Raw genomic sequence first — 2,655 nt, forward strand, 5'->3', positions numbered from 1 at the left:
GCGCGCAACAACTACATCCACTGGGCGCAGGAGCACTTCGACCAGGGCGGGATGCTGCGCGAGTTCATGAAGTGGGACTACGAGCTGCGCCACGCCGAGCAGGTCGAAACGGTGATCGACCGGGCGCTCGCCATCGCCAAGAGCGAGCCGCAGGGGCCGGTGTACGTGACGCTGCCGCGCGAGGTTCTCGCTTCGGATTTTTCGAATCAGAAGCATTCGGAGAAGTCGACGATCGCGCCCGCCTCCCCTCCGGCGGCGGATGCCGAGACGCTCGAGGAGGCGGCGAAGCTGCTCGGCAATGCCCATAGCCCGCTCCTGATCACGGCGAACGGCGGCCGCAACGCCGAAACGTCGCGGGCGATCGAGCAGCTCGCACAGGCGCTGGCGGTCCCGGTGATCCATTACCGGCCGCGCTACCTGGCGCTGTCGACCGAGCATCCGATGCATTGCGGCTGGGATCCGCACTCGCTGCTGAAGGCCGCGGACGTGGTGCTGGTGGTCGACTGCGACGTGCCGTGGATCCCGAAGGAAGGCCAGCCGAGGCCCGACGCGAAGGTCATCCACGTCGGCCCCGATCCGCTGTTCGCGCGCTATCCGTTGCGCGGCTTCCGCGCCGATCTCTCCCTTACCGGGTCGGTCGCACCGACGCTGCAGGCACTGTGGCGCAGCGCGCAGAAGCAGGCGGTGTCGCCGAAGCACATCGAGGAGCGCCGCAAGACGGTTTCGGATCTGTCGAAATCGATCCGCGAAAAGGCTCGCGGCGGCGTCACGCCCATGCCGGCGAGCATCACCGGCAAGTGGCTCTCGGCGTGCGTGAACAAGCTGCTCGACGCGAACACGATCCTGGTCAACGAGTACCCGACGGTGCTCGAGGAAATGACGATCAAGGAACCGGGCCGCTATTTCGGCAATCCGTCGGCCGGCGGCCTCGGCTGGGGCATGGGCGCCGCGCTCGGCGCGAAGCTCGCCTCGCCCGACAAGACCGTGATCTGCGCGGTCGGCGACGGGGCGTACATGTTCGGCAACCCGACCGCGGTGCATTACGTCTCGGAGGCGATGAAACTGCCCGCGCTGTTCATCATCGCCAACAACGCCCGCTGGGCCGCGGTGCATCGCTCGACGCTCGCGACCTATCCGAAGGGCCACGCCTCGGCGATGAAAGAGCCGCCGTTCGCAACCCTCGAGCCCTCGCCGCGCTTCGAGCACGTCGTCCAGGCCTCCGGCGGCCACGGCGAGCGCGTCAGCGAGCCGAAGGAACTGATGCCCGCGCTCGAGCGCGCGCTGAAAGTGGTGAAGGAGGAAAAACGCCAGGCGCTGGTGAACGTATGCCTCGAAGTCAGCTACGTAAAAACCTCCTGATCGCGGCGTTGGCCCTCGCCGCTGCGGACGCGGCAGCGACCGACGTCTTCGTCACCAGCATTTCGCCGACGCAGGTGCAGCTCATTGTCGATGGCAAGGTCGCCCGCACGCTTCGCCCGAACGAGGTCTCTCCCGAGGGCGTGAAGGTGCTGGAGATCAAGAGCGGCGCGGTGGTGTTGCAGGTCGACGGCCGCCCGGTGCAGGTGGGCCTCGGGCAGTCGACCGTGCGCGCCACGGTGCTGCGCGCCGACCCGCGCGGCCATTTCGTCGTCACGGCGATGATCAACAACGTCCCGGTGCCGGCGATGATCGATACCGGCGCGACGACCATCCTCGTCAACTGGAATCAGGCGCTGCAGATGGGCATCGACCCGCGCCAGGGCCAACGCGTGATGACGCAGACCGCGAACGGCCCGTCGGTCGCCTGGGTCGTCACCTTCGCCCGGGTGCAGATCGGCGACATCGTGCTCAGCAACGTTCCGGGCGCGGTCACCGAAGGCGGCGCGGAAAAGCTCTCGCTGGTGCTGATCGGCATGAGCTTCCTGCGGCATGTCGAGATGCGCCGCAGCGGCGACACGATGACGCTGTCGCGTCCGGCCTTCTAGGCGAGCGCCTGGTCGAGCAACTGGTCCTTCATCTACGGCGTGACGGGCTGCGGAACGACGCCGGAGAAGCTCGGGCTGCCGATGCGGCCGATGAGCGGCAGCTTCAGGCCCGAGCCGCTGATACCGAAGTTGAGGCTCAGGATGTTGAGCTCGAGGCCTTCCACGCCGCTCGCGGAGAGGCCGAGCAGCCCGCCGAGCGAGAACTGCACGCCGCTGCCGCTGGGCGCGCGCGAAAAGATCTGCATGCCGGTGAAGTCCTTGCCGATCGCCGTCGCCGGCAGATCGATCTCGAGCTCGGGCACCGCGCGGCCGATCCAGGCGGTGAAGGTGTTGGAGTTGGGTCCGGGCCAGAGGGTGTATTCCTTGGCGTAGGGATAGTCCTCGACGGCTTCCTGGATGCGGCGGATCAGGGCGTCCACGCCCGGGCCGCGCTTATCGGCGTAGAGCTCGCCTTGGGAGCCGAACCAGACCTCCGGATTCCGGTTGCGAATCACCACCGCGGTGTCGTTCCAGCGCAGCCGCCAGCCCACTACTTCGTAGATGGTGTACTCGACTGCATTGGTCGGCTTGACCGCCACCCAGGTGTGCACGCCGAAGATGCCCTTCGCGCCCATGGTGCGCGCGCCGTACACCTGCACCACCGCCTCGCGCACCAGCGTCGGGTCGGGGGCAAGGCGCTCGGCATGGGCCA

At 67.7% G+C, this 2,655-nt stretch carries 3 protein-coding genes; 2 read left to right on the forward strand and 1 reads right to left on the reverse strand.

Going from position 1 to position 2,655, the window contains the following annotated elements; all coding sequences use genetic code 11:
• Both MT490_RS11790 and MT490_RS11795 read left to right on the forward strand, forming a co-directional pair.
• A partial coding sequence (locus tag MT490_RS11790; protein ID WP_297387668.1) for a thiamine pyrophosphate-requiring protein occupies nt 1-1,359 on the forward strand: 1,359 nt, incomplete at its 5' end.
• Nucleotides 1,360-1,367: 8 nt separating this feature from the next.
• Nucleotides 1,368-1,964 (forward strand): TIGR02281 family clan AA aspartic protease, encoded by a 597-nt coding sequence (locus tag MT490_RS11795; RefSeq protein WP_297387671.1) that lies wholly within the window; start codon nt 1,368-1,370, stop codon nt 1,962-1,964.
• Between the two features lie 32 nt (nt 1,965-1,996).
• Here MT490_RS11795 and MT490_RS11800 read toward each other — a convergent pair.
• The coding region (locus tag MT490_RS11800) for a DUF3750 domain-containing protein (RefSeq protein ID WP_297387673.1) at nt 1,997-2,655 on the reverse strand (659 nt) is incomplete at its 5' end.

This window comes from Sphingomonas sp., from assembly GCF_026460985.1.
In the GTDB taxonomy this organism is placed as follows: domain Bacteria; phylum Pseudomonadota; class Alphaproteobacteria; order Sphingomonadales; family Sphingomonadaceae; genus Sphingomonas.